Here is a 25,657-nt window from a genome sequence, read left to right as displayed (position 1 = left end):
CGCAGACTTCGCGTCCAACCCGTGATCACCGACGTCGCGGGCGTGCGAGTCGGGCACTGGACCGACGTGCGTGCTGCGACCGGCTGCACCGTGGTGCTCTTCCCCGCGGGCACCGTCGCGTCAGGCGAGGTGCGGGGCGGGGCGCCGGCCACGCGCGAGTGGGCGCTCCTCGAGCCGCATCGCACCGTCACCCGGCTCGACGCGCTCGTGCTGACGGGTGGGTCGGCGTTCGGCCTGGCTGCCTGTGACGGTGTGATGCGGTTCTGCGAGGAGCGGGGGATGGGCTTCGCGACCTCGGCCGGCGTCGTCCCCATCGTCGTGGGCGCGGGGCTCTTCGACCTGACGCGCGGCGACCCGACGGTGCGACCGGGCCCGGACGAGGGCCGCGCTGCGTGCGAGGCCGCGACCGACGGCCCCGTGCCCCTGGGCTTGGTCGGCGCCGCGACCGGCGCGACGGTCGGTGGGTGGCGCGGCCGTGACCACGTGCGCCCGGGCTGGATCGGCTCGGCGACGCGCCGCGCGGGCGACCTCGTCGTGGCCGCGCTCGTGGCCGTGAACGCCTTCGGCGAGGTCGACGGCCCTGACGACGCTCTCATCGCGTCCGCCGACGACCCCACCGTCGACTGCGCTGCTGCCGGCGGTGCGTTCGTGCACACCACGCTCGGCGTGGTCGCCACCAACGCGACCCTCGACAAGGTGGGCTGTCTGCACGCCGCGCAGGCGGGCCACGACGGCCTCGCCCGGGCCCTGATGCCGGCGCACGCGACGGTCGACGGTGACGCGATCGTCGCGGCCGCGGTCGGGGGCGTCGCCGCACCCGTCGACCAGGTCCGGTTGCTGGCGACACGGGCCGTCGAGGCGGCGGTCCGGTCGGGAAGCGTCCCTCCGGGTGGGCAGTAGCATCGTCGGAGTGCGCACGCTCGATGATCTGGCCACGGAAGCGAGCGCGTGCACGCGCTGCGCACTTGCCCACGGGCGCACGAACGTGGTGTTCGGGATGGGCGATCCCCATGCCGACCTGATGTTCGTGGGCGAGGGACCGGGCGCGGAGGAGGACCAGCGCGGCCTGCCGTTCGTCGGCCGCTCGGGGAAGCTGCTCGACCAGCTCATGATGGAGGAGATCGGAATCACGCGCGACCGTTGCTACATCGCGAACACGGTGAAGTGCCGGCCGCCCGGGAACCGCGACCCATTTCCCGACGAGGTCGCGACCTGCCGGCCCTACCTCGAGCAGCAACTCGATCTCATCGCGCCTCGCGTCGTCGTTACGCTCGGCAACTTCGCCACCAAGTTGCTCCTCGACACGAACGAGGGCATCACTCGCGTGCGGGGTCGGACCTATCCGTATCGCGACGGAGTGTTGGTCCCCACCTTCCACCCCGCTGCCGTCCTCCGCGGCGGCGGCCAGCAGCTGGCGATGATGCGCGCCGATCTCGTGCGCGCCAAGCGCGCGCTCCCCTCGACGACCGAGGCCGCGAGATGATCCGACTGCGGACGAAGTCGGTCGACGACACCGGCGCCCTCGCGTTCGAGCTCGCCGCCCTGTCGCGCCCCGGCGACGTCATCCTGCTGGCCGGCGACCTCGGTGCCGGAAAGACCGTCTTCGCCCAGGGGTACGGGCGCGCGCTCGGCGTCGTCGAGCCCATCACCAGCCCGACGTTCACGCTCGTCCGCACCTACCAGGAGGGTCGCTTCCCGCTAATCCACGTCGACGTCTACCGTCTCGACCACCTCCAGGAGCTGATGGACCTCGGGATCATGGAGCTGCTCGACGCCGGTGGGGTCACGTTGATCGAATGGGGCGACGTGGTGGCGGTGTCGCTCCCGCCCGACTTCCTCGAGGTTCGCCTCGAGCTCGGCGACGACGACGACGAGCGCGTGGTCGGGATCCGCGCCGTCGGCGCCGCGTGGTCCGCTCGCATCGCGGCCATCCGACTCGCGTGTGGACGCTGGGTCGCGGAGAGCTGAGCGACCGCTTTGCTGATCCTCGGCATCGAGACCGCCACCTTGCAGGTGGGTTGCGCCATCGGCGGTCATGAAGGCGTGCTCGCGTCGTTCTGCGCCGCGCGCGGTCGCCGCCACGCGGAGACGCTCACACCCGCGATCGACTTCGTCTGCCGTCAGGCGAGGGTGAGCTTCGATGAGATCGGGGCCGTCGCCGTCGACATCGGGCCCGGGCTGTTCACCGGGCTGCGCGTCGGCGTCGTCACCGCCAAGGCGCTGGCTCAGGCGCTGCGGGTGCCCATGATCGGTGTGGCCAGCCTCGACCTGCTCGCGTTCCCTCTGCGGCACTCGAGCAAGCTGATCGTGCCGGTGATCGACGCGCGCCGGGGGGAGCTGTTCTACGCCTTCTACCGGCAGGTCCCCGGTGGCGCGCAGCGCCTCTCGCCGTACCAGCTGGGCACGCCCGCCGACCTCGCGTCGGAGCTCCAGGCGACCGGCGCGGACTGCCTCCTGGTCGGTGACGGTGCCCTGCGGTACCCCGAGGTCTTCGACGACGTGGCGCGCACGGAGTTCGGGTCGGTCAGCAACGCCTACCCGTCGCCCTCGTCCCTTGTCGAGCTCGCTCACCCGCGGGCCCTGCGCGAGGAGTTCCTGCCGACGTGGGAGCTCGAGCCGCTCTATCTCCGCAAGGCCGACGCGGAGATCAACTGGGAAAGGCGGGCGGGTTAGGTGGCGCAGGCGCGCGACGATCGCCGCTCGCTGGAGCTGGCCGTGCAGCTGGTCCCGATGCGACGCCGTCACCTGCGCTCGGTGCTGCGAATCGAGGCGCAGGTGTACCCGCGCCCGTGGTCGCTCAGCTTGTTCATGAGCGAGCTGGCGCTCCGCAGCACCCGGGCGTACTACGTCGCGCGCGTCGAGGGGATGGTCGTCGGCTATGCCGGTCTGATGATCACCGCCGACGACGGCCACGTCACGACGATCGCGGTGGATCCCGCCTGGCACCGCCACAAGATCGCGACGCGCCTCATGCTCGTGCTGGCGGGCGAGGCGATTCGTCGCGGCGCCACCGGTCTCACGCTCGAGGTACGCGTCGGCAACCACGGCGCCCAGGCCCTCTACCGGCAGTTCGGGTTCCATCCGGCCGGCATCCGCAGGAACTACTACGTCGAGACCAACGAGGACGCGCTCGTGATGTGGGCGGACGACGTCGACGGGCCCGAGTACGCGCAACGGCTCGCGCGCATCGAGGCGGGCGTTCCGGGGACGACCATCGTGGAGGAGCTTCGGACGTGGTGACGGCGCCGCGCGCCGAGCCGTTCATCATCCTCGGGATCGAGACATCGTGCGACGAGACCGCGGCGGCGGTGGTGGCCAACGGCTCCGACGTGCTCTCCTCGGTCGTGTCGAGCCAGATCGACCTGCACGCGCGCTTCGGCGGCGTGGTCCCCGAGCTCGCGAGTCGGGCTCATGTGCAGCTGCTCACCCCGGTCGTGGCCGAGGTGCTCGTGGAGTCGGGAGTCGACGGGAGCGCGCTCGACGCGGTTGCCGCGACCATCGGGCCCGGGTTGGTCGGCTCGCTGCTCGTCGGCATCAGCGCGGCCAAGGCGCTCGCGCTCGTGTGGGGCGTCCCCTTCGTCGGCGTCAACCACCTCGAGGCGCACCTCTACGCGGCGTTCCTGGAGGAGCCCGACCTCGAGCCGCCGCTGGTGGTCCTGCTCGCCTCGGGTGGTCACACGCTGCTGGTGGCGATGGACGGCCACGGTCGCTACCGCCAGCTGGGCACGACGGTCGACGACGCGGCGGGGGAGGCGTTCGACAAGGTGGCCCGCTTCCTCGGGCTCGGCTACCCGGGCGGTCCCGCCATCGACCGGGTGGCGATCACGGGTGACCCCGAGGCCGTCGCGTTCCCGCGAGCCATGCTCGACGAGGGCTACGACTTCTCCTTCAGCGGGCTGAAGACGGCGGTCGTGACCTACGTGCGGAAGCACCCCGACGTCGCCACCGCGGACGTGGCGGCGTCGTTCCAGCGGGCGGTCGTCGACGTGCTGGTGGCGAAGGCCCGCCGGGCGGCGCGCGACGTGGGGGCCACGGGCCTCTGCCTCGCCGGCGGGGTCGCCGCCAACTCCCTGCTCCGCGAGCGCGTCCTCGACGCCTGTGTGGAGGACGGGCTGCGTGCGTTCCTGCCGAGCCGCCAGTTCTGCACGGACAACGCGGCGATGGTGGCGGCCGCCGCCTGGTGGCGGCTCCGCACCCACGGGCCGACCGGGCTCGACGAGGGCGCCCACCCCAACCTGCGCCTGGTCTGACGGGGCGCCGGGAGGCCAGGTTGATGAGCACGCCGGGGCGGAGCTATCGTTAGCACTCGTCGAGTGTGAGTGCTAACTCAGGGCACGAGCGCCGACCGTCCCGCATCCCGCCCCACGGAGGCGCCCCAGAATGAACCTCAAGCCGCTCGAAGACCGCATCGTCGTCCGGCCCGGCGAGGCCGAAGAGACCACGGTCAGCGGGATCGTCATCCCCGACACGGCCAAGGAGAAGCCCCAGACCGGTGAGGTGCTGGCGGTCGGGCCGGGCCGCCGGAGCGACCAGACCGGCGCCATCATCCCCCTCGACGTGAAGGTCGGCGACACCGTCGTCTACAGCAAGTACGGGGGCACCGAGATCGTCGTCGACGGCGAGGACCTGCTGATCCTCTCCGGCCGCGACGTGCTCGCCATCCAAGAGACCAAGAAGAAGAAGTAGGAACCCCATGCCCAAGATGCTGAAGTTCGACGCCAACGCCCGTCGCGGCCTGGAAGCGGGGGTCAACAAGCTCGCCGACGCGGTCAAGGTCACCCTCGGCCCGCGCGGTCGCAACGTGGTGCTCGAGAAGAAGTTCGGCGCGCCGACGATCACCAACGACGGTGTCACGATCGCGCGCGAGGTGGAGCTCGACGATCCGTTCGAGAACATGGGCGCCCAGCTCGTGAAGGAGGTCGCCACCAAGACCAACGACGTGGCGGGCGACGGCACCACCACCGCCACCGTGCTCGCGCAGGCGCTCGTCCACGAGGGCCTCCGCAACGTGGCCGCAGGTGCGAACCCGATGGACCTCAAGCGCGGCATCGAGCAGGCCGTGAACGCGGTCGTCGCGTCGATCAAGAAGCAGGCGAAGGACGTCGACGACAAATCGGAGATCGCCCAGGTCGCCACCATCTCGGCGGGCGACCCCGCCATCGGCGCCGTCATCGCAGATGCGATCGACAAGGTCGGCAAGGACGGCGTCGTCACCGTCGAGGAGTCGAACACGTTCGGCATGGACCTCGACTTCGTCGAGGGCATGCAGTTCGACAAGGGCTTCCTGTCGCCCTACTTCGTCACCGACCCCGAACGCCAGGAGGCCGTGCTCGACGACCCCTACATCCTGCTCGCCAACCAGAAGATCAGCTCGGTCCACGACCTGCTGCCGATCATGGAGAAGGTCGTGCAGGCCGGAAAGCCCCTGCTGATCATCGCCGAGGACATCGAGGGCGAGGCGTTGGCCACCCTCGTCGTGAACAAGATCCGCGGCACCTTCCAGGCTGCGGCCGTGAAGGCCCCCGGCTTCGGCGAGCGCCGCAAGGCGATGATGGAGGACATGAGCGTCCTCACGGGCGGTCAGGTGATCTCCGAGGAGGTCGGGCTCAAGCTTGAGAACGCCACCCTCGACCTGCTGGGCCGCGCCCGCAAGGTGCAGATCACCAAGGACGACACCACCATCGTGGAAGGTGCGGGCAGCGAAGACGCGGTAAAGGGTCGCATCAGCCAGATCAAGCGTGAGATCGACGACACCGACTCCGACTGGGACCGCGAGAAGCTGCAGGAGCGGCTGGCGAAGCTGTCCGGTGGCGTGGCTCTCATCAAGGTCGGCGCGGCCACCGAGATCGAGCTCAAGGAGAAGAAGCACCGCATCGAGGACGCCCTCTCGGCCACGCGCGCCGCGATCGAAGAGGGCATCGTCGCCGGCGGCGGCACGTCGTTGCTGCGGGCCCGCCCCGCCATCGACAAGCTCAAGCTCACGGGCGACGAGGCCACCGGCGCGGCGATCGTGCGCAAGGCGCTCGAGGAGCCGCTCAAGTGGATCGCCTTCAATGCCGGGCTCGAGGGATCGGTGATGGTGCAGCAGGTGGAGCGCGAGACCGGCAACATCGGCCTCAACGCCGAGACCGGCGCCTTCGAGGACCTGCTGAAGGTGGGCGTCATCGACCCCGCCAAGGTCACCCGCTCGGCTCTGCAGAACGCGGCGTCGATCGCCGGGCTCCTGCTCACCACCGAGGCGCTCGTCGCCGACAAGCCCGAGAAGGTCGATGCCGCCGCCGGCGGTGGCATGCCTCCGGGCGGCATGGGCGGCATGGGTGGTATGGGCGGCATGGGTGGCATGGGGATGATGTGAGCCCGCGGGCTGGGCTCGCATGACCGACCGACCCCCGCCCGACCCGGCCAAGCTGCTCGGGTACTGGATGGAGTGGGAGCGGGGGCAGACGCCTCCGGGTCGGGTGATCACCAATATGAAGCAAGCCGGGCTGCGTGAGCTGCTCGAGAGCATCCTCGCGACACGGGACGCGATCGCCGAGCTGGGTGACGACGAGCCCGCGTAGCGAGCTCGCGACCGGGTCCCCGTGAGCCCGGCGCGCGGCGGGCCGCAGAAGATCCCCCGGCCTCCCGGCGCTCGCGCCGGTGACGACGCGCCGTGGGCGAACGTGCCGGTCGAGGGGCGCCGCGCGATCGGGTTGGCCCGGGTGCGGCCCGTGCTCGAGGCGCTGGGACCGCCACGCCGTCCCGAGTCGCTGATGCCGCGCGCCACTCCCGCCGGGGTGCTCGTCACCCTCTTCGAGGAGGACGGCGAGACGAGGGTCGTGCTCACCCGGCGCACGACCACGCTGCCGTCGCACCGAGGCGAGGTCTCCTTCCCGGGCGGCAAGGTGCTCGTCGGCGAGGACCCTCGCACCGCCGCGCTGCGGGAGGCGGAGGAGGAGATCGGCCTGTCGCCCGCCGTGGTGGAGGTCGTGGCCGAGCTCGACCATCTCGCCACCGTGGCCAGCCGATTCGTGCTCGCGCCGTTCGCCGGCCTGCTCACGGCCCGACCGGCGCTCACCCCGAACCCGAGCGAGGTCGACCGCGCGTTCGACGTCTCGCTCGCGGAGCTGCTGCAGGACGACGTCTTCCACGAGGAGCGCTGGGACATCTTCGACGAGGAGCGACCGGTGTTCTTCTTCGACCTCGTCGGCGACACCGTGTGGGGCGCCACCGCTCGCATCCTCTACCAGCTGCTCGCGCTGCTCACGGTCGGCGACGTCCCCAAGGACGCGCTGTGATCTGCCGACAGGGCCCCGGCCTCACCGTCCCGACGGCCCACATCGGGCGACGGTAGCCTGACCTCCGATGCCGACCCTGATGTTCGAGGGCGAGACCCACGACGAGATCGTCCGCAAGGTGCGTCGGTGGTTGGCGTCGATCGACGGCGGGGAGCACCTGTCGCCCGTCGAGGTGGTCGAGCGGGCATCCGAGCTCACCAAGGACGCCCTCGGCGTGATCGCCGCTGCCGCGCCCGCTCCGGTGGCCCAGAGCGAGCTGGTGAAGGCGCTCACCCGCCGGGGCTACGAGGCCACTGACCAGACGAAGCGGGCGGTGACCACCGGTCTCACCGCACTGAACGAGTTGTCCGGGGGCGAGATGGTGAAGCGCATCGAGGGCGCCCGCCGGTCGGCGGTGTACGAGATGAACGTGGCCGTCGCCAAACAGGTGCTCAAAGCCCTGCGGGGCTAGGCGGCCCGTGACCCGGAAGCAGGGCGCGCAGAGGCGCGGTCTTCGGCCGTGGGTTCGATATCCTGGGCGGTTTCCACCGGGTGAGCGAGACGGGAGGCTGTGTGGCTGACGTCGAGATCGGCATCGGCAAGTCGGGCCGACGGGCATACGGGTTCGATGACATCGCCATCGTGCCCAGCCGGCGCACGCGCGACCCCGAGGACGTCGACATCTCGTGGGAGATCGACGCGTTCCGGTTCGACCTGCCGCTCATGGCCGCGGCGATGGACGGCGTCACCAGCCCCGCGACCGCGATCGAGGTGGGTCGCCTGGGCGGCCTGGCCGCGCTCAACCTCGAGGGCCTGTGGACCCGCTACGAGGACCCCGACCCGTTGTTCGAGGAGATCGCCACGCTCGACAACGACAAGGCGACGGCCCGCATGCAGCAGATCTACGCGGAGCCGATCGACCCGGAGCTCATCACGGAGCGCATCCGCGAGATCAAGGAGGCCGGCGTCGTCTCGTGCGCGTCGCTGACGCCGCAGCGCACCGAGCTCTACGCCAAGGCCGTCCTCGAGGCCGAGCTCGACCTCCTCGTCATCCAGGGCACCGTGGTGTCGGCCGAGCACGTCTCGAAGACGGTCGAGCCGCTCAACCTCAAGCGCTTCATCCGCGAGTTCGAGATACCCGTCATCGTCGGCGGATGCGCGTCGTACCAGGCGGCGCTCCACCTGATGCGAACCGGCGCGGTCGGCATCCTCGTCGGCGTGGGCCCCGGCAACGCGTGCACCACCCGCGGCGTCCTCGGAGTCGGCGTGCCGCAGGCAACTGCCATCGCCGACGCAGCCGGCGCGCGTATGCGTCATCTCGACGAGACGGGCGTGTACGTCCACGTCATCGCGGACGGCGGTATGAGCAAGGGCGGCGACATCGCCAAGGCCATCGCGTGCGGCGCCGACGCAGTGATGATCGGTTCGCCCCTCGCCTCCGCCCAGGAGGCGCCGGGAAAGGGCTACCACTGGGGCATGGCCACGTTCCATCCCACCCTGCCCCGCGGGGCCCGGGTGCAGACGCGCATCCGCGGCTCGCTCCAGGAGATCCTCGTGGGCCCCGCGCACGAGAACGACGGTCGCCTCAACCTCATGGGCGCGCTCCGCACGTCGATGTCCACGTGCGGGTACGACTCGGTCAAGGAATTCCAGAAGGCCGAGGTCATGGTCGCCCCGGCGCTGCAGACCGAGGGCAAGGGACTGCAGCGGTCACAGGGCGTCGGCATGGGGCGCTAACGGGTTCCCATGGCGCCGACAAGTCCTGTCCCTCAGGGACACTCCCGGAGCTGTGGGCGCCCCGGGACTGCGCGCGGGTCCTGTCCCTCAGGGTCCCCCCCGAATGGGCCCCTCCCCGCAAGCGGGGCCCCTCCCATCCGGGTCCCTCCCTACGGGCCACCCGCGCGCATTCCCTCGTCTTCCGAGAGGCTCCCGTCCGGGCCTCTCGCTGCGGGCCACCCATCGGCGTCGTCGCCCGTTAGCTTGGGTTCTTGAGCGAGTTCGACACTGTCTTCGTTGTTGATTTTGGGGCGCAGTATGCGCAGTTGATCGCGCGGCGGGTGCGTGAGGCGCATGTGTACAGCGAGATCGTGGCGCGTGATGTGCCTGTCGCGGAGCTGCTGGCGCGGCGGCCTCGGGGGATCATCTTCAGTGGCGGGCCAAAGTCGGTGCACGTCGAGGGTGCGCCCACCATCGACGCCGCGGTGTACGACGCCGGCGTGCCGATCCTGGGCATCTGTTACGGCGCCCAGCTCCTCGCCCAACAGCTCGGGGGCGACGTGGCCCGCACGGGGTCGGGCGAGTACGGCCGCACCGGCCTCGAGGTCCTCACGTCGTCATCCGCCCTCTTCGGCGACCTGCCCACCCTGCAGGACGTCTGGATGAGTCACGGCGACTCGATCGTGGCCGCGCCGCCGGGATTCCGGGTCACCGCGCGCACTGCGCAAGTGCCGGTCGCGGCGCTCGAGGACCCCGAGCGACGCGTCTACGGCGTGCAGTTCCACCCGGAGGTCGCGCACACCGCGCGGGGCCAGGAGGTGCTCAAGCACTTCCTCTACGACGTGTGCGAGTGCCGGCCCTCGTGGACGATGACCTCGATCATCGAGCAGTCCGTCGAGGCGGTGCGCGCCCAGGTGGGCAGTGAGAAGGTCATCTGCGGGCTGTCGGGTGGTGTCGACTCCGCGGTGGCGGCCGCGCTCGTGCACAAAGCGGTCGGCGACCAGCTCACGTGCGTCTTCGTCGACACCGGTCTCATGCGCATGGGTGAGGCCGAGCAGGTGGAAGAGACGTTCCGGCGCCAGTTCAACGTCGATCTCGTGCACGTGAAAGCGGCCGACCGCTTCATCGAGGCGCTCGACGACGTCATCGACCCCGAGCGGAAGCGCAAGGCTATCGGCGAGACGTTCATCCGGGTGTTCGAGGAGGTGGCGCGCGATTTCGAAGATGCGCGCTTCCTGGTGCAGGGCACCCTCTACCCCGACATCATCGAGTCGGGCACGAGCGACGCGGCGAAGATCAAGTCGCACCACAACGTCGGCGGCCTCCCCGACGACATGCAGTTCGACCTCGTCGAGCCGCTCCGCAACCTGTTCAAGGACGAGGTCCGGCTCATGGGCGAGGAGCTGGGGCTGCCCGAGGAGATCGTGTGGCGCCAGCCCTTTCCCGGGCCCGGCCTGGCAGTGCGCATCGTGGGCACGGTCACGCCCGAGCGGCTCGAGGTGTTGCGCCGCGCGGACGCCATCGTCACCGAGGAGATCAAGCGAGCCGGGCTGTACCGCGAGCTCTGGCAGAGCTTCGCGGTGCTGCCGGCGGTGCGCACTGTCGGCGTCATGGGCGACGAGCGCACATACGCCTACCCGATCGTCATCCGCGCCGTCACCAGCGACGACGCCATGACCGCGGACTGGGCCCGCCTCCCCTACGACGTGCTCGAGCGCATGTCGACCCGGCTCATCAACGAGGTACCGGGTGTGAACCGGGTGGCCTTCGACGTCACGTCGAAGCCGCCGGGCACCATCGAGTGGGAGTAGCCCCCGCCGACCTTCCCGCGCAAAGTGACGCCGGAGCGTTGCCCGGCGGGGGAAGATCGGAGGCGATGCCGGACCGCGACCTCCTCGAGCACCTGAACCCCGTGCAGCGGGAGGCGGTGACCCACCCCGGCGGGCCCCTGCTGCTCGTGGCCGGCGCGGGCTCCGGGAAGACGCGTGTGCTCACGCATCGGGTGGCGTACCTGATCAAGGAGCTGGGCGTCTCGCCGTTCGAGATCCTGGCCATCACGTTCACCAACAAGGCCGCAGACGAGATGAAGAGCCGGGTGTCGGCGCTCGTCGGCCCGGTCGCCCGCAAGATGTGGGTCTCGACGTTCCATGCCGCCTGCGTCCGCATCCTCCGCCGCGACGGTGATCGCCTCGGCTATCGCTCGTCGTTCACGATCTACGACCAAGCCGATTCGCAGCGTCTGACCGCGTACGTGTTGCGCGACCTCAACATCGACGCCAAGCGCTTTCCGCCGCGGACGGTGCACGGCCTGATCAGCGCGGCCAAGAACGAGCTGATCGACTTCGAGACGTACGCCGCGACCGCACGCACGATCTACGAGCGGCGCATCGCCGAGGTCTACCGCGAGTACCAGCAGCGCCTCCATGCGGCCAGCGCCATGGACTTCGACGACCTGCTCACCGTCACCGTCGACCTCTTCCGCACCAGCCGCGATGTGCTCGCCCACTCGTCGACGAGTTCCAGGACACCAACAAGGCGCAGAACGAGCTGGTCGTGATGCTGGCCGAGAAGCATCGCAACATCTGCGTGGTGGGCGACAGCGACCAGAGCGTGTACCGGTTCCGCGGGGCCGACATCCGCAACATCCTCGAGTTCGAGGAGGCGTTCCCCGACGCGACCTTGATCGTGCTCGAGCAGAACTATCGCTCGACCCAGACGATCCTCGACGCGGCCAACGCGGTGATCGCCAACAACCAGATGCGCAAGCCCAAGGCGCTCTGGACCGAGCAGGTCGGCGGCGAGCTCATCCAGCGCTACTACGCGGAGGACGAGCACGACGAGGCGCTCTGGGTCGGGCACGAGATCTCACGTCTCCACGACCAGACCGGCTACCGGTGGGGCGACGTTGCCATCTTCTACCGCACCAACGCCATGAGCCGCGTGTTGGAGGAGACGCTCGTTCGCCTCGGCCTTCCCTACAAGGTGGTCGGGGGCACGCGCTTCTACGACCGACGCGAGGTGAAGGACGTCATCGCCTATCTGCGCGCGGTCGTGAACCCCACCGACGAGGTGTCGCTCAAGCGCGTGGTCAACGTTCCCAAGCGGGGAGTCGGCGACACGAGCATCAACCGGCTCGACGCGTGGGCCAACGCCCACGGGGCCACGTTTCACGACGCGGTGCGAGCCGGTGAGCAGGCCGGGCTCAGCGGCAAGGCGTTGTCCGGCGTGCATCAGTTGACGGTGCTCCTCGACGAGCTGCGCGAGCTCAACGCCGAGAGCGGGCCGGCCACCGTGCTCGAACGGGTGCTCGCGCGCACGGGCTATGCAGCCGCGCTAGAAGCCGACCGCAGCATCGAGGCGCAGGGGCGGCTGGAGAACCTCGCCGAGCTGGTCGGCTACGCGCGCGAGTACGAGAGCACCGACGAGTTCCTCGAGGCCGTCAGCCTCGTCGCGGACGCGGACGAGGTCGACGACGATGAGACGAAGATCGTGCTCATGACGCTGCACACGGCGAAGGGCCTCGAGTACCCCGCCGTGTTCATGGTGGGCCTCGAGGACGGCATCTTCCCCCACCTGCGCTCCCTGGGCGAGCCGGACGAGCTGGAGGAGGAGCGTCGCCTCTGCTACGTCGGCATCACGCGCGCCCGCGAGCGGCTCTACCTCTCGCACGCGTGGGCCCGCATGCTGTTCGGGTCGACGCAGTACAACCCACCCAGCCGCTTCCTGAAGGAGATCCCCGAGCAGCTCACGGCAATGGTCGAGGGTGGACGTCAGGAGCGCGCGGGCAGCATCCGGGCCGGACGCGACCAGATCGTCGATGCGGCGATGCGTGAGGGGCCGGCGCGACCCGCGCGCGGGACGGGGGCCGACCGGCTGGGCCTGGCCGTAGGCGACGACGTCGTCCACGGCAAGTGGGGTGAGGGCGTGATCCTCGAGATCATGGGTAGCGGCGACAACGCCGAGGCCAAGATCCGCTTCCCCAGCGTGGGCGAGAAGCACGTGCTGCTCGGGTGGGCGCCGTTGAAGAAGGTCCCGCGGTGAGGGTCGATGTCACCGACGTCGACGTCGCGCTGCGACTATTGGCGGCCGCCGGCCTCGGCGGCGCGATTGGCTTCGAGCGCGAGCTGTCCGACCAGCCCGCAGGCCTGCGAACGCACGTCACGGTCGCGCTCGGGGCCGCGCTGTTCGGCGTGATGAGCGTGCACGGCTTCGACGCCTACGTTCAGTTGCGGGCCAGCAGCAACTACCAGATCGACGTGACCCGGGTCGCCTCGCAGGTGGTGGTGGGTGTCGGTTTCCTCGGGGCGGGGGCCATCCTCAAGGAGGGGCTGTCCATCCGGGGCCTCACCACCGCGGCCAGCCTCTGGGCGACCGCGGCCATCGGCCTGGCCGTCGGCCTGGGCAGCTTTCTCGCTGCGACGATGACGACCGCTTTCCTGGTGGTCACCTTCGTCGGTTTGCGGGCGCCCCGCCGATGGTTGCACGAGCACCTTCGCCGCGACCGCGAGCTTCTCGTCATCCGGATGGCGGCAGGGTCGGACGCTTCCCAAGTGATCACGGAGCTGACGTCGATCGACGGTCTCGACGTGCGGTCGCTCAGCACCCGACGTCGCGACGACGCGGTGGTCGTGCAGGCCGACGTCGTGAGCTCCAGAGGGGAGCACCTCAGCGACCTCCTGGCGCCGATCGCCGAACGCGCCGACGTCGCCGAGCTCGACATCGGTTAGCCCGGCGATACCCTGCGAGAACCACGTCAACCCGAGAAGATGCGCTCGAAGGTCGAGAGGTCGGCGGCGTAGGGCTCGTGAGGCCGGGGCCAGTGCACGACGAAGTCGGTGGCCCCGGCCTCGGCGTAGCACTCGGCGGTGTGGCGGAACGCCTCGATCGAGCCGAGCCCGCTGTCGAGGCGCGCGCCGGAGAGCACGAGGCGGCGCAGCGAGGTGGGATCACGACCGACCTCGACGCACGCCTGGTCGAGCCGCGCCATCTGCTCGGCGACGAGCTCGGCGCCCGCTTCGGCGCTCAGCTTTGGCGCACGGATGCGATCGCCGTTCGTGACCCAGGTGTCGCCGTAGGTCGCCGCGAGCCGCATTCCCGAGCGCCCGGAAGCGGCCACTGCGAACGGGATGCGCGGGCGCTGCACGCACCCGGGGTAGGTGCGGGCTTCGTCCGCTGAGTAGAAGCGCCCCGCGAACGAGGTTGCCGGCTCCCGAAGCAGTCGGTCGGTGAGCTCGACGAACTCCGCGAACCGCTGCGCCCGCTCACGCGGCGACCACGAGTCCTGCCCGAGCATCGTCGCATCCCAACCGTCGCCGCCGGCACCGATGCCGAGCGTGAGCCGGCCGCCCGAGATGTCGTCGAGCGTCACGAGCTCGGTCGCGAAGGGCACGGGATGGCGGAAGTTCGGCGACGCGACCAGCGGGCCGAGACGGATTCGCTCGGTCGCGCTCGCCGCGGCGGTGAGCGTCGGCACCGCGCCGAACCATGTCGAGTCGCGCAGCGAGCGCCAGGCCAGGTGGTCGTACGTCCACGCGTGGTCGAACCCTAGCTCCTCGGCGCGTCGCCACGAGCGTTGCGCCTCCGCCCAGGGGAGCTCGGGCAGGATCACGACTCCGAGCCGCATTCCCGCGCCCACGGCGGCGGGCTCGGCGGCGCTCATCGCGGAGGCGCGGTCGTGGTGACCTCGGTGCGGAGGTCGATGATGAGCCGCCCCGCCTTGTTCACGGTGGCGGAGTACTGCTTCAGGCCGGTGCCGTCGATGGGGTAGACCGCGCCCGTGCAGGGGGCCCTGAAGTCGCGTGTGGCCGCACGCCAGCGCACCTGACACCGCCGGCCCTTGCCGGGCGGGTTCGCTTCGAAGGCCCGCCATTCGTCGCGACCGACGTGGCTCACGAGGATGTCGCGCTGGAACCCGACGAGAGCGGGGAGCAGCACGGGCTGCTCGTCGGCCCGATGTGCGAACGCCGCTGCGTTCCCGGCGTCGTAGACGGGGTCGCCCAGACGGCTCTTGACGTCGCCCGAGCTCAACAGCAGCAACACCAGTCCGGCGAGGAGCACCGCGACCAGCACGCCACCGACGCTCGTCACGAGCAAGGTGGTGCTGCGCTTCACCCCAGCCATCGGGCGGTCACCTCGTCGAAGCGGCGGCGCCTGTCACCCGGACGGGCCGCGTCGAGCGCCGCGACGAGCGCGCGGCACATTGACGCGGAGTCCTCGCGCACGACCTCGTCGACGATGCCGAGGTCGAGGAGATCGGTGCTCGTGAGCCGCAACCGCGCCGCCAGCTCGGGCGCCTTCGCCGCGTCGCGCTCGAGGATGGCGGCCGCGCCCTCGGGCGCGATGACCGAGAAGATGGCGTGTTCCTGGATGAGGAGACGATCGGCGTACGCGAGCGCGAGCGCGCCGCCGCTGCCGCCCTCCCCGACGCAGATCGACACACTCGCCGTCGCCAGCCCGTCCATGGCCGCGAACGTGAGGGCGATCTCGCGCGCGATGCCGTCGGCCTCCGCGTCGGGCCCGGGATCGGCGCCCGCGGTGTCGACGAACGTGAGCAACGGCAGCCCGAGGCGACCGGCGAGGGCGATGGCGCGGCGGGCCAGGCGGTAGCCCGCGGGCTGGTGCCTTCCGTCCCGGGCTCTGTTGGTGGCCTCCGGGGCCGGCCGGGCCCGGCGGTCGTCGGCGATCACGACGACGCGTCGACCGGCGATCGCCGCCAAGCCGGCCCGCACTGTGGGGTCGGTGCCGCGCAGGTCGACCCAGGGTGCACAGAGCAGGTCGGCCCACTGTCTACCGGTGAAGCGATGTCGGGCCCGCGCCCGCTGCACCTCGCCCCACGGCTCCTCGGCGGGCTCCACGTCGGCGACGACGGCTGCGGACGCCGCGGCGGCGGCACCCTCGATGCCCAGGACGACGTCGATCCAGGCCGCCTCTTCGTCCTCGGTCACGAGCGCGTCGATCAGCGCATGGGCGTACGCGGACTCCGCGGTGTGCGAGCCCTCGGGCAATCGCTCACCCGTCGTGAGCTCGACGACCCGAGGCCCGGTGAACCCGATGACGGCGCCGGGGCGTGCGGCCGAGACGTCGACGAGGGACGCGTACGACGCCAGCACGCCTCCCGTCGTCGGACCGCGGTGGACGGCCAGCGACAGGAGGCCCGCCTCCGAGTGCTCGCGCGCCGCGCCGGCCGTGCGCGCCATCTGGATGAGCGACACCATTCCCTCCTGCATGCGCGCGCCGCCTGACGCGCTGAGCACGACCATCGGCAGCCGTTCCTCGACCGCCCGCCGGTATGCCCGCACGACCTTCTCGCCGTGCGCCGCGCCCATCGAGCCACCGAGCACGTCGAAGCGGCCCTCGACGAACGCGTAGTCCCGCGTCCGACCGGTGACGACCGATTCTTCCGTGGGCGGCGAGTAGCCCGGCCACCGCAGCGGGTCGCCGCCCGTGAGGTGGTCGTCCCATGTCGTCTGGATGGGGTGCGGCGGCACCCGCCTAGTATTGCGACTTCGTGAGTCGCAGATACCGAGTCGTCGTCGCCAAACCCGGCCTCGACGGCCACGACCGGGGGGCCAAGGTGATCGCGCGTGCGTTGCGCGACGCGGGCTTCGAGGTCATCTACACCGGCCTGCACCAGACACCCGAGCAGGTCGCCGAGACGGTCGTGCAGGAGGACGCCGACGCCGTCGGGCTGTCGCTGCTCTCCGGTGCGCACATGACTTTGTTCCCTCGTGTGCTCGACCTGCTCAAGGAGAAGGGCGCGGGCGACGTGCTCGTGTTCGGCGGTGGCATCATCCCCGACGCGGACATCCCGAAGCTGAAGGCGATGGGGGTGGCCGCCATCTTCACGCCCGGGGCCACGATGGCATCGATCACTGACTGGCTGACCGAGGCGTTTCGGGAGTCTGCGGCCGAGAGCGGAAACGGGAGACGGGAGTAGTTGGACCTCTTCGAGTACCAGGGCAAGCAGTACTTCGCGCGCTTCGGCATCCCGGTGTCCGACGGCGGGGTGGCGACCACGGTCGACGCGGCCGTCGCCCAGGCCGAGAAGGCGGGCTACNNNGGTGGGCGGGCGAGGCAAGGCGGGCGGCATCAAGCTGGCCGCGGACGGGGACGAGGTGCGCACCCACGCCGGCAACATCCTCGGCATGGACATCAAGGGCCACGTCGTACGCCGCGTCTGGGTCGAGCACGCGTCCGACATCACCCGCGAGTTCTACGCCAGCTTCACCCTCGATCGGGGGGCCAAGCTGCACCTCGGCATGCTCTCCGCCCAGGGCGGCGTCGAGATCGAGCAGGTCGCGGCGGAGTCGCCCGACGCGATCGCGCGGATCCACGTCGACCCCGTCGACGGCCTCACCGAGGACGCGTGCCGCGAGTGGGTCGACGCAGCCAACCTCGATCCTGCGGCGCGTGAGGGCACGGTCGACATCCTGTTGAAGCTCTGGCGTTGCTACGTCGAGGGCGACGCCGACCTGGTCGAGATCAACCCGCTCATCCTCACGCCGGAGGGCAGGGTACACGCGCTCGACGCCAAGGTGACGCTCGACGACAACGCCGCGTTCCGCCATCCCGAGTGGGACGAGTTCCGCGGCCTCGAGGAGCTCGACGACCGCGAGCGTCTCGCGAAGGAGAAATCGGGCTCGACGGTACCGTCGGCATCATCGCCAACGGCGCCGGTCTGGCGATGAGCACGTGCGACGTCGTGAACCAGGTGGGCGGAGCGCCGGCGAACTTCCTCGACATCGGTGGTGGTGCCAGCGCGGAGGTGATGGCCAACGCGCTCGAGGTCATCAACACCGACCCGAAGGTGAAGTCGATCTTCATCAACATCTTCGGGGGCATCACCCGTGGCGAGGAGGTGGCGAACGGCATCGTGCAGGCGCTCGGCCGTGTCGCCATCGACGCGCCGATCGTCATCCGCCTCGACGGCACCAACGCCGACGAGGGGCGCAGAATCCTCAAGGCCCACGAGAGCGACTCGTTGATCTCGCTGCCGACGATGCTCGACGCAGCGCGCCGAGCCGTGGCGCTGGCGGGAGGTGCCGGGTGAGCATCTTCGTGAACAACGAGACGAAGGTCGTGTACCAGGGCCTCACCGGGTCGCAGGGCCGCTTCTACGGCCTGCGCAACCGCGCGTACGGCACCGGCGTGGTGGCCGGCACGCACCCGAAGAAGGCGGGCACCGACGTCGACGGCATCCCCATCTTCGCCACGGTCGCCGAGGCGGTGCAGGCGACGGGTGCGACGGTGTCGTGCGTGTTCATCCCCGCGGCCGGCGTCGAGCGCGCGGTGGTCGAGGCGGCCGAAGGCGGGGTCGAGCTCGTCGTCGTGATCACCGAGGGCGTGCCCGCGCACGACGAGGCCCGCTTCTACAACCGGCTCCGCCGCGACTTCCCGGCGACACGTCTGCTGGGGCCCAACTGCCCCGGCATCATCACGCCCGGTGAGTGCAACATCGGCATCACCGCGGGCGAGATCGCCAAGGGGGGCGGCCCGGTGGGCATCGTCAGCCGCTCGGGCACCCTTACCTACCAGGCCCTCTACGAGCTGAAGCAGCAGGACATCGGGGTCACCACCTGCGTCGGCATCGGAGGCGACCCGGTGCCGGGCACGACGTTCATCGACTGCCTCGCCGCCTTCGAGGCCGACCCCGCGACCAGAGCCGTCATCATGATCGGCGAGATCGGCGGGGCCGAGGAGGAGAAGGCGGCCGACTTCATCGCCAAGGAGATGTCGAAGCCCGTCGTCGCCTACGTGGCGGGCGTGACCGCGCCGCCAGGCAAGAAGATGGGCCATGCGGGCGCGATCATCTCGGGTTCAAAAGGCACGGCCAAGGCGAAGATGGAAGCGCTCGAGGCGGCCGGTGTGCGTGTCGGGCTCAACCCCACCGAGGCGGGGGCGCTGATGGCCGAGGTGGTGGCCGGGCTCTGACCGGCCTCCCGATAGGGTGAGGCCATGCGGATCGGGGTGCTCGCGTCGGGCGGGGGCACCAATCTGCGCGCCATCCTCGAGGCCGACCTGCCCGTCGTCGTGGTGGTGTGGTGGTGGTCGACTGGCCGTGTGGAGCGGCTTCCGTGGCCGAGGCGCGCGGTGTGCTCGTCGAGCTCGTCGAGCGGCGGAAGCCGTTCGACCGGGTCGAGTTCACCCATCAGGTGGTCGACGCGCTCGAGCGTCACGGTGTCGAGCTGGTGGCGATGGCCGGCTTCATGACGATCCTCGAGAAGCCGATGTTCGACGCGTTCGCGGGCCGGGTCCTCAACACGCACCCCTCGCTGCTGCCTTCGTTCAGGGGCGCGCACGCGGTCGCCGACGCCCTGGCTGCGGGGGTGAAGGTCACCGGCTGCACCGTCCACGTGGCCACGCTCGAGGTCGACGAGGGGCCGATCGTCGCTCAGGAGGCGGTTCCGGTCCTCCCGGGTGACACGACGGAGGCGCTCCACGAGCGCATCAAGGCGGCCGAGCACCGCCTCTACCCGCAGGCGATCAGGGAGCTCATCTCGAGATGAGGGCACTGCTCTCCGTTTGGGACAAGACCGGCCTGGTCGACCTGGCGCGCGGCCTCACCGACCTGGGTTGGGAGCTGGTGTCGAGCGGCGGCACCGCCCGTGCGCTCGCCGACGCGGGCGTGGCGGTCACCGAGGTCGAGGCGGTCACGGGCTCGCCCGAGATGCTGGGCGGTCGGGTCAAGACGCTGCACCCCCGCATCCACGGCGGCATCCTCGCCGATCGCTCGAAACCCGACCACCTCGACGACCTGCGCGAGAACGCGATCGAGCCCGTCGACCTCGTGGTGTCGAACCTCTACCCCTTCACCGCCGAGCCCTCGATCGAGATGATCGACATCGGCGGTCCCACGATGGTGCGGGCGGCGGCGAAGAACCATGCGCACGTGGGCGTCGTGGTCGACCCCTCCGACTACGCGACCGTCCTCGACGAGCTGCGACTCGGTGGTCGTTTGAGCGACGACACGCGCCTGCGCCTGGCGCGCAAGGCCTTCGCCCACACCGCGGCGTACGACGCCGCCATCGTGGCGTGGTTCGATCGCGACGGGACCGCGCTCCCGCCCACGTTGCACCTCACGCTCGAGCGGGCGCAGGAGCTGCGTTACGGCGAGAACCCGCATCAGGAAGGCGCGCGTTACCGCCGTATCGCGGACACCAGTTGGTGGGACACGGCCGTACAGCACGGCGGCAAGGAGCTGTCCTACCTCAACCTGTACGACACCGAGGCGGCCTGGCGTCTGGTGCACGAGCTGGGCACCGACGAGCCGACGGTGGCCATCATCAAGCACGCCAACCCGTGTGGCGTCGCCGTCTCCGACGACATCACCGCCGCGTACACCCGCGCCTTCGAGTGCGACCCGGTGTCAGCGTTCGGCGGCATCGTCGCCGTCAACCGTCCGGTGCCCGTGAGCCTGGCCGAGGCGATCGCGCCCGTGTTCACCGAGGTCGTCGTCGCTCCGGCGTACGAGCCGGGCGCGCTCGAGGTGCTGGCGGCGCGCAAGAACCTCCGCGTGCTGGAGGCCCCGCCTCCCGGGCACGACCCGCTCGACCTCCGCTCGATCGACGGCGGGCTCCTGGTGCAACAGGTCGATCGCTTCGTCTCGCCACGATCGTCGTGGCGCGTGGCGGGCAGCATCGCGCCGAGCGACGCGCAATGGCGGGACATCGAGCTGGCCTGGCGGGTCTGCGCCCACGTGAAGTCGAACACCATCGTGCTGGTGGCCGAGGGCCAGGCCGTCGGCATCGGTGCGGGTCAGCAGAACCGCGTCGACGCGGCTCGCATCGCGGCGGAGAAGGCCGCAGGAAGGGCCAAGGGGGGCGCGGCGGCGAGCGACGCCTTCTTCCCGTTCCGAGACGGCCTCGACGCCTGCGCCGCAGCAGGTGTCGCCGCCGTGATCGAGCCCGGCGGCTCGATGCGCGACGACGAGGTCATTGCCGCAGCCGACGAGCACGGCATCGCCCTGGTCTTCACGGGCGAGCGCCACTTCCGACATTGAGTTGCCGGCATTGAGCGCGATCTCGCTCGACGGCGCCGCGCTGCTCGCGAAAGTCAAGGCGGAGCTCGCGGCCGAGGTGGAGGACCTGCGGTCGCGTGGTGTCACGCCCGGCCTCGGCACGATCCTCGTCGGTGACAACCCCTCGAGCGCGGCCTACGTCCGGCTCAAGCACCAGGACTGCGCGGAGCTCGGCATCACCTCGGTGGGTGAGCACCTCCCGGCCGACGCCGGTCAGGACGAGGTGCTTGCAACCATCGAGCGCTTCAACGCCGACGACCGCGTCGACGCGTTCCTCGTGCAGGTCCCGTTGCCGAAGGGCCTCGACGAGGAGGCGGCGTTACTCGCGGTCGATCCCGTGAAGGACGTCGACGGCCTGCACCCGGTCAACCTGGGGCGGCTGGTGATGGGGAGCCCCGGGCCCATCCCGTGCACGCCGGCGGGCATCCTCGAGCTGCTCGTTCACCACGGCGTCCCCATCGAAGGTCGTCATGTCGTCATCATCGGTCGGGGCCTCACCATCGGGCGCCCACTCGCGCTGCTGCTCTCGCTCAAGCGCCCCAACTGCAACGCGGCCGTCACGGTCGTGCACACCGGCGTCGCCGATCTGGCCGATCACACGCGGCGGGCCGACATCCTGATCGCCGCGGCGGGCGCCCCCGGGCTGGTCACGCCCGACATGGTGAAGCCCGGCGCCGCAGTGGTCGGCGCGGGTGTGACGATGGACGGTAGGCGCATCATCTCCGACGTCGTCGACGAGGTGGCGGAGGTGGCGGGTTGGATGACGCCGCGCGTCGGTGGTGTCGGGCCCATGACGCGTGCCGGGCTCCTGCGCAACTGCGTGCGCGCGGCCAAACGTCGGGCCTGAGCCCACGCCCGGCCGGTACGATCTCTGCAATGACGCGCATCGCGGACATCCTCGCCGGCGGCCGCACGTTCTCCTTCGAGTTCTTCCCACCGAAGAACGAGGCGGAGCAGGCCACCCTCGTGCGCACGCTCCGCGACCTGGAGCCCCTCGACCCCTCGTTCGTGTCGGTCACCTACCGCGGTGGGCGCGAGTCCCGCCGGCGCACGCACGACCTGGTGGTCGGGATGTTGCGCACCACCACCCTCACCCCGATGGCGCACCTCACGTGCGTCGTGCACAGCCGCCTGGAGCTGGCCGAGATCCTGGTCGACTACCGCAAGGCCGGCATCGAGAACGTGCTCGCCCTCGGCGGAGACCCGCCCGTCGAGGCCTCTGACGGCGCAGGTGAGCTCGCCTTCGCGCTCGACCTGGTCGAGCTGGCGCGAGCCATCGGAGGGTTCTCCGTCGGAGTCGCCGCGCATCCCGAGCTCCACCCGCGCTCGCCCGACCGCGCCACCGACCGCGACCACCTGGCCCGCAAGCTCGAGGTCGCCGACTTCGCCATCACCCAGTTCTTCTTCCGCGTCGAGAACTACCTCGACCTGATGGACGACCTGTCGGCGCGTAACCTCGACAAGCCGGTCGTGCCCGGCATCATGCCGATCACCAACCTCAAATCCGTCGCACGCATGGCCGAGCTGTCCGGCGCCGCAGTGCCGCGCGAGGTGGTCGAGCGCCTCACCGCCGCGGGCGACGAGCCCGACGACGTGCGTCGCATGGGCGTCGAGATCGCCACCGAGCTGTGCGAGAAGCTGCTGGCCGAGGGCGCACCCGGACTGCACTTCTACACGCTCAACCGTTCCACCGCGACGCGGGAGATCTACACGAACCTCGCTCTGGCCGCCGGCTGAGCGGCGGTAGGCTCGCCGGCCATGGCCGAGAAGATCACGCTTGCTGCCGACGGCGGTCTCAACGTCCCCGCCGAGCCGATCATCCCCTTCATCGAGGGCGACGGCACCGGCGTCGACATCTGGCCGGCGGCGCAGAGGGTTCTCGATGCGGCTGCCGCCAAGCACGGCCACGCGATCGCGTGGCAGGAGGTGCTGGCGGGGCAGAAGGCATACGACGAGACGGGCAGCTGGCTGCCCGACGAGACCGTCACCGCGTTCGACGAGCACCTCGTGGGCATCAAGGGACCGCTCACGACACCCGTCGGCGGTGGCATCCGCAGCCTCAACGTCGCCCTGCGCCAGATCCTCGACCTCTACGTGTGCCTGCGCCCGGTGCGGTGGTTCACCGGCGTGCCGTCACCGGTGAAGCACCCCGAGAAGGTCGACATGGTGATCTTCCGTGAGAACACCGAGGACGTCTACGCGGGTAAGGAGCTCCAGGAGGGAACACCCGAGGTCAAGCGCCTGCTCGAGTTCCTCCACGACGAGTACGGCTGGGACATCCGGCCCGACTCGGGCATCGGCATCAAGCCCATCTCCGAGACGGGATCGAAGCGCCTCGTCCGCGCCGCGCTCAAGTACGCGGTCGCCAAGGGCCGCAAGAGCGTGTCGATCGTGCACAAGGGCAACATCCAGAAGTTCACCGAGGGGGCCTTCCGGGCGTGGGGCTACGAGCTCGTGAAGGAGGAGTTCGCCGACGTCGCCGTGAGCTGGGACGACTGCGGTGGCGACCCCGGCGGCAAGGTCCTCGTGAAGGACACGATCGCCGACATCTTCCTGCAGCAGGTGCTGACCCGGCCCGACGAGTTCGATGTGATCGCGACCACCAACCTCAACGGCGACTACGCGTCCGACGCGCTGGCGGCGCAGGTCGGGGGCATCGGCATCGCACCCGGCGGCAACATCAACTACGTCAGCGGGCACGGCATCTTCGAGGCCACGCACGGCACCGCGCCGAAGTACGCGGGACAGGACAAGGTCAATCCGGGCTCGCTCCTGCTCTCCGGAGTGTTGATGCTCGAGCACCTGGGGTGGCAGGACGCCGCCGACGACATCGTGCGCGCGCTCGAGGCCACCATCGCGGACAAGATCGTCACCTACGACTTCGCCCGCCTCATGGAAGGCGCCACCGAAGTGAAGACGTCGGAGTTCGCGGCTGCGATCGTCGAGCGCCTGTGACGACGATCGGATCGGCGGGCACGCCGTAGCGGGCACTCGTGCCGTGACCGGTAACGTTCGCCCGCGTATCGGCGAGTCAGGGGCGTCGCTCGCAAGGCCGCAGGACGAAGCCATAGCCGAGCCCTACGGCGAGGACGAGAACGCCGCGAGCGCCGTCATCTGGCCGGCGAGACGCGGCAGACGTTGCCGGTCAGGGCACTAGGCGCGCTCCGCCACCGCCTTCAACCGCTCGAGGGTCTCGCGCATACTCTCCACCATCTGAGCGGGGCGGTCCTCCCACGACACCCCCGTGCCGAGCTTGTTCAGCCGGCGCATGACCACGTTGGGCTCCTTGAGGATCTCGAACGACTCGGTCACGTCGGTGCCGGTGCCGGACGGGGCGAAGCTGTAGCGCCATGCGGTCTCGCCCTTACCGACCTCGAACGCGAACTGCCGGCCGGGCTCCGCCACCGTGACGGTGCACGTGGTCTTCCAACCCGCCCGGCGCTTGTTGTGGCCGCGGAAGCGGGCGCCGACGACGGGTGCGGTCGCCCCTTCGACCCACTCGGCCCGCACGGTCTCCGGGCTCCATTCGCCCATCCGCGTCACGTCGGCGACGAGCGCGTACAGCGCCTCCGGGGGCGCCTCGACGTGAAGGCTGGTCTCGCCCGTGCGTTGCACCATCTGGATCCGCCTCGCTTTCCACCCTCGGGATGGCACCTGTCTAGTGTCTCCCCCGTCCGCCTGTGAAGGGAGCTCGTGCAGTGAAGATCACCGTCGTGGGGTGTGGCTTCTACGGTTCGACGCTCGTTCAGCGAATCGCCGAGGCCGACTATGCCGACGAGGTTGTCATGACCGACATCATCGACGGCAAGCCACAGGGCCTGGCCCTCGACATGATGCAGAGCCGGTCGATCGAGGGCTTCGACACGCGCATCGTGGGCACCAACGGGTATGACGAGACTGCGGGCTCCGAGGTCTGCGTCATCACCGCGGGCCTGCCGCGTAAGCCCGGGATGAGCCGCATGGACCTACTCGAGGTCAACGCCAAGATCGTCGGCGATGTCACCGACAAGCTGGTGGCCGGCTCGCCCGACGCAGTGATCATCGTCGTCTCCAACCCGCTCGACGAGATGACCGCGTTGTGCGCCAAGGTCGCGCGCCTGCCGAAGGCTCGGGTGATCGGCCAGGCCGGCATGCTCGACACTGCCCGCTTCAAGCACTTCGTAGCCGAACGCATCGGCACCACGCCGTCGCAGGTCGAAGCGGTGACCCTCGGGTCGCACGGCGACACCATGGTGCCCGTACCCTCCTTGGTGAAGGTCGGTGGCCGACCTCTGCGCGAGCTGCTCGACGACGGTGCCATCGAAGAGCTCGTGCAGCGGACGCGTGACGGTGGCGCAGAGATCGTCTCGTACCTGAAGACCGGCTCTGCGTACTACGCGCCGTCGTCGGCCGCCGAGGCAATGGTGGAGGCCGTCGTGCGCGACAGTGGCGAGCTCATGCCGGTGTGCGCGTGGGTGGAGGGCCAGTACGGCGTGCGCGACGTGTACCTCGGGGTGCCGGCCCGGATCGGCGCAGGCGGGGTCAAGGAGATCGTCGAGCTCCCTCTCGCCGACGACGAGCTCGCGGCCCTGCGTGCCGCGGCCGACGCCGTGAGGGCCAAGCAGTCCGACGTCGACAAGCTCGTCTGACCCGCGCCACCAGCCAACGTCTGTGCCTTCTTGTCGTCCTC

Annotated in this window: 26 protein-coding genes and 2 pseudogenes; 24 read left to right on the top strand and 4 right to left on the bottom strand. The window is 70.3% G+C overall.

What is annotated here, in order from left to right; genetic code table 11:
- Positions 1-21 precede the first annotated feature (21 nt).
- The 15 genes and pseudogenes from E6G06_19420 to E6G06_19350 all read left to right on the top strand — a co-directional run bounded on the left by E6G06_19420 (position 22) and on the right by E6G06_19350 (position 13,699).
- Positions 22-900: a P1 family peptidase gene (locus E6G06_19420; protein ID TML86935.1), complete on the top strand. Its 879-nt coding sequence runs from the start codon at positions 22-24 to the stop codon at positions 898-900.
- Positions 890-1,483: a uracil-DNA glycosylase gene (locus E6G06_19415; GenBank protein TML86934.1), complete on the top strand. Its 594-nt coding sequence runs from the start codon at positions 890-892 to the stop codon at positions 1,481-1,483. Before E6G06_19420 ends, E6G06_19415 begins: the two co-directional genes overlap by 11 nt.
- Positions 1,483-1,968 (top strand): tRNA (adenosine(37)-N6)-threonylcarbamoyltransferase complex ATPase subunit type 1 TsaE, encoded by a 486-nt coding sequence (gene tsaE, locus E6G06_19410; GenBank protein ID TML86973.1) that lies wholly within the window; start codon positions 1,483-1,485, stop codon positions 1,966-1,968. Before E6G06_19415 ends, tsaE begins: the two co-directional genes overlap by 1 nt.
- A 9-nt stretch (positions 1,969-1,977) precedes the next feature.
- Positions 1,978-2,673, top strand: a complete 696-nt coding sequence (gene tsaB / locus E6G06_19405) for a tRNA (adenosine(37)-N6)-threonylcarbamoyltransferase complex dimerization subunit type 1 TsaB (protein TML86933.1) — start codon at positions 1,978-1,980, stop codon at positions 2,671-2,673.
- Positions 2,674-3,240 carry a ribosomal-protein-alanine N-acetyltransferase gene (gene rimI / locus E6G06_19400; GenBank protein TML86932.1) on the top strand — a complete coding sequence of 189 codons (567 nt, stop codon included), beginning with the start codon at positions 2,674-2,676 and terminating at the stop codon, positions 3,238-3,240.
- Complete coding sequence (gene tsaD, locus E6G06_19395) at positions 3,234-4,250, top strand: tRNA (adenosine(37)-N6)-threonylcarbamoyltransferase complex transferase subunit TsaD (protein ID TML86931.1); 1,017 nt, start codon at positions 3,234-3,236, stop codon at positions 4,248-4,250. The genes rimI and tsaD overlap by 7 nt, the downstream gene beginning before the upstream one ends.
- Before the next feature lie 130 nt (positions 4,251-4,380).
- Positions 4,381-4,686, top strand: coding sequence for a co-chaperone GroES (locus E6G06_19390; GenBank protein TML86930.1), 306 nt, complete (start codon positions 4,381-4,383; stop codon positions 4,684-4,686).
- Positions 4,687-4,693: 7 nt separating this feature from the next.
- Positions 4,694-6,355: a chaperonin GroEL gene (groL, locus tag E6G06_19385; GenBank protein ID TML86929.1), complete on the top strand. Its 1,662-nt coding sequence runs from the start codon at positions 4,694-4,696 to the stop codon at positions 6,353-6,355.
- 19 nt (positions 6,356-6,374) lie between these two features.
- Positions 6,375-6,560 carry a hypothetical protein gene (locus tag E6G06_19380; GenBank protein TML86928.1) on the top strand — a complete coding sequence of 62 codons (186 nt, stop codon included), beginning with the start codon at positions 6,375-6,377 and terminating at the stop codon, positions 6,558-6,560.
- 21 nt (positions 6,561-6,581) lie between these two features.
- Complete coding sequence (locus E6G06_19375) at positions 6,582-7,277, top strand: CoA pyrophosphatase (GenBank protein ID TML86927.1); 696 nt, start codon at positions 6,582-6,584, stop codon at positions 7,275-7,277.
- A gap of 67 nt (positions 7,278-7,344) precedes the next feature.
- Complete coding sequence (locus E6G06_19370) at positions 7,345-7,728, top strand: hypothetical protein (protein TML86926.1); 384 nt, start codon at positions 7,345-7,347, stop codon at positions 7,726-7,728.
- Between the two features lie 101 nt (positions 7,729-7,829).
- Positions 7,830-8,993, top strand: a complete 1,164-nt coding sequence (locus E6G06_19365; GenBank protein ID TML86925.1) for a GuaB3 family IMP dehydrogenase-related protein — start codon at positions 7,830-7,832, stop codon at positions 8,991-8,993.
- A gap of 251 nt (positions 8,994-9,244) precedes the next feature.
- Positions 9,245-10,783 (top strand): glutamine-hydrolyzing GMP synthase, encoded by a 1,539-nt coding sequence (guaA, locus tag E6G06_19360; protein TML86924.1) that lies wholly within the window; start codon positions 9,245-9,247, stop codon positions 10,781-10,783.
- A 65-nt stretch (positions 10,784-10,848) separates the two neighbouring features.
- A pseudogene (pcrA, locus tag E6G06_19355) lies at positions 10,849-13,013 on the top strand (DNA helicase PcrA).
- Complete coding sequence (locus tag E6G06_19350; protein TML86923.1) at positions 13,010-13,699, top strand: MgtC/SapB family protein; 690 nt, start codon at positions 13,010-13,012, stop codon at positions 13,697-13,699. Before pcrA ends, E6G06_19350 begins: the two are co-directional and overlap by 4 nt.
- 26 nt (positions 13,700-13,725) lie before the next feature.
- Here E6G06_19350 and E6G06_19345 read toward each other — a convergent pair whose 3' ends face one another.
- Genes E6G06_19345 through E6G06_19335 form a run of 3 tightly spaced genes read right to left on the bottom strand, consistent with a single transcriptional unit; the run spans position 13,726 to position 16,459 of the window.
- Complete coding sequence (locus E6G06_19345; protein ID TML86972.1) at positions 13,726-14,607, bottom strand: LLM class flavin-dependent oxidoreductase; 882 nt, start codon at positions 14,605-14,607, stop codon at positions 13,726-13,728.
- Between the two features lie 20 nt (positions 14,608-14,627).
- Positions 14,628-15,092, bottom strand: a complete 465-nt coding sequence (locus E6G06_19340) for a hypothetical protein (protein TML86922.1) — start codon at positions 15,090-15,092, stop codon at positions 14,628-14,630.
- A complete protein-coding gene (locus E6G06_19335; GenBank protein ID TML86921.1) occupies positions 15,080-16,459 on the bottom strand; it encodes an acetyl-CoA carboxylase carboxyl transferase subunit beta in 1,380 nt (459 codons plus the stop codon). Before E6G06_19335 ends, E6G06_19340 begins: the two co-directional genes overlap by 13 nt.
- 20 nt (positions 16,460-16,479) lie before the next feature.
- Here E6G06_19335 and E6G06_19330 point away from each other — a divergent pair, with 20 nt between their 5' ends.
- From E6G06_19330 to E6G06_19295, 8 genes and pseudogenes are all read left to right on the top strand, one after another.
- Positions 16,480-16,908 (top strand): cobalamin B12-binding domain-containing protein, encoded by a 429-nt coding sequence (locus tag E6G06_19330; protein ID TML86920.1) that lies wholly within the window; start codon positions 16,480-16,482, stop codon positions 16,906-16,908.
- A pseudogene (gene sucC / locus E6G06_19325) lies at positions 16,909-18,021 on the top strand (ADP-forming succinate--CoA ligase subunit beta).
- Entirely contained in the window at positions 18,018-18,902 is an 885-nt protein-coding gene (gene sucD / locus E6G06_19320; GenBank protein ID TML86919.1) for a succinate--CoA ligase subunit alpha, read from the top strand. Before sucC ends, sucD begins: the two are co-directional and overlap by 4 nt.
- Positions 18,903-19,009: 107 nt before the next feature.
- Complete coding sequence (locus E6G06_19315) at positions 19,010-19,477, top strand: phosphoribosylglycinamide formyltransferase (protein TML86918.1); 468 nt, start codon at positions 19,010-19,012, stop codon at positions 19,475-19,477.
- The gene (purH, locus tag E6G06_19310) at positions 19,474-20,970 is read left to right on the top strand and encodes a bifunctional phosphoribosylaminoimidazolecarboxamide formyltransferase/IMP cyclohydrolase (GenBank protein ID TML86917.1); all 1,497 of its coding nucleotides are present in this window, start codon (positions 19,474-19,476) and stop codon (positions 20,968-20,970) included. Before E6G06_19315 ends, purH begins: the two co-directional genes overlap by 4 nt.
- 10 nt (positions 20,971-20,980) lie before the next feature.
- A complete protein-coding gene (locus tag E6G06_19305; protein ID TML86916.1) occupies positions 20,981-21,835 on the top strand; it encodes a bifunctional 5,10-methylenetetrahydrofolate dehydrogenase/5,10-methenyltetrahydrofolate cyclohydrolase in 855 nt (284 codons plus the stop codon).
- A 29-nt stretch (positions 21,836-21,864) separates the two neighbouring features.
- Complete coding sequence (locus E6G06_19300) at positions 21,865-22,725, top strand: 5,10-methylenetetrahydrofolate reductase (GenBank protein ID TML86915.1); 861 nt, start codon at positions 21,865-21,867, stop codon at positions 22,723-22,725.
- Between the two features lie 21 nt (positions 22,726-22,746).
- A complete protein-coding gene (locus tag E6G06_19295) occupies positions 22,747-23,943 on the top strand; it encodes an NADP-dependent isocitrate dehydrogenase (protein ID TML86914.1) in 1,197 nt (398 codons plus the stop codon).
- Positions 23,944-24,141: 198 nt separating this feature from the next.
- Here E6G06_19295 and E6G06_19290 read toward each other — a convergent pair whose 3' ends face one another.
- Entirely contained in the window at positions 24,142-24,606 is a 465-nt protein-coding gene (locus tag E6G06_19290; GenBank protein ID TML86913.1) for an SRPBCC family protein, read from the bottom strand.
- An 80-nt stretch (positions 24,607-24,686) separates the two neighbouring features.
- Here E6G06_19290 and mdh point away from each other — a divergent pair, with 80 nt between their 5' ends.
- Positions 24,687-25,616, top strand: a complete 930-nt coding sequence (gene mdh, locus E6G06_19285; GenBank protein ID TML86912.1) for a malate dehydrogenase — start codon at positions 24,687-24,689, stop codon at positions 25,614-25,616.
- The last annotated feature ends 41 nt before the right edge of the window (positions 25,617-25,657 follow it).

It is taken from the genome of Actinomycetota bacterium, from assembly GCA_005888325.1.
In the GTDB taxonomy this organism is placed as follows: domain Bacteria; phylum Actinomycetota; class Acidimicrobiia; order Acidimicrobiales; family AC-14; genus AC-14.
The sequence above is the reverse complement of the archived record's forward strand: the minus strand, read 5'-3'. Positions and strand labels throughout refer to the sequence as shown.